General features: G+C 67.7%; 1 protein-coding gene. It reads right to left on the bottom strand.

Annotated elements, in window-relative coordinates:
- Positions 1–1,240 (bottom strand): tyrosine-type recombinase/integrase (locus AACY19_RS26535; protein WP_339454457.1); only part of this gene is annotated, 1,240 nt, incomplete at both ends.

Raw genomic sequence — 1,240 nt, forward strand, 5'->3', positions numbered from 1 at the left:
CGGGCTCTCGTGGCCGAGCACGCTCATGATCGTATCAAGCCTCGCGCCGCGCTCGGCGAGCTGCGTTCCGAGGGTGTGGCGGAAGCGGTGTGCAGTGACGGTATGGCGGCCTCGTGCATCGACCAAGCCAACCGCCCGGCACGCCTCGCCCAGCGGCGTTTCAAAGAGGTAGTATTCGGATAACAACTTGCCGTGATCTACGAAGAGAAAGCGTAGTCGGTCACCGGTCCGCTCGTCGACCATTGCGCGGTCGCGCCCTCTCCGGCGTGCTTCCACCACGGCCTGGAGCGCGTCGGCCGCCTCTTCATGGAGCGGCACCATCCGCTCGCGGCCGGTCTTGCCGACAGGAATGCGCAGCCGCGCGGTGCCGTCGGGGTAGCGATCGAGGCAATCGAGTGCGAGGCGACGCACCTCGCCGCGTCGAGCGCCCGACCAGCGCAGCGTCAGCAGCGCCGCACGCTGGAGTGGGCAAACCAGCGCACGAATGCCGCTCATCACGCGGGCTAGCTCTTCCTCGGGGATATAGCGGGGCACGCGCTCGAGGTGCGGCGGCTTGTCGCGGCAATCGACGAGTTGGCGCTGCGGCGCGCTTTCCCAGTCCCAAGCGACGGTATCGCGGAAAAACAGCGCAAGCGAGTTCGTGCGGTTGCGCCGTGTGATGAGAGACAAGGGCACGCCGCTGCCTGCGCTCGGCTCGTCGATCATCGCGCGAAAGAAGCTCTCGACGTGCTCGCGCGTCACATCCTCGAAGCGGCAGACCTGGGGCGCGACGCGACCCAGGTGCTCGAGGAAGCGCCTGAGCGCGATCTCGTGGTGGTAAACCGTGCTGGGGCGCAGCTGCGACGCGCGCGCTGCGAGCCAGCGCTGGACGAGTGCCCACATCGCAGACGGCAGCAGCGGGTGCGAGGCGTAGGCTGGCATGAACTTGCGCGGCTGCCGGCTCGATTGGCCACGATGGTAGAGGATGGTGCCGAGCTGGCTGGCATGCGTGATCCAGCTTTTGGCGAACTGCGGACCGTAGCGCTCGCGCGCACCGAAGAAGACCGGCAGGTCGGGATGCGAGGCGAAGTCGCGGACGGCGGCGAGCAGCCGGTCGATATGCTCGGGCCGCAGCAGGTCGGGCGAGCGCACGCCCTCGTGCATGGCGATGCGCGGCAGCATCCAGGTCATGGAAAGCCGAATCGACGAGCGATTAAAGCCGAGGGCTTCACCCTCGTCGGCAAGGCGGTCGATGCCGAGG

It is taken from the genome of Pseudomonas sp. EA_5y_Pfl2_R50 (assembly GCF_963970475.1).
Lineage (GTDB): Bacteria > Pseudomonadota > Gammaproteobacteria > Pseudomonadales > Pseudomonadaceae > Aquipseudomonas.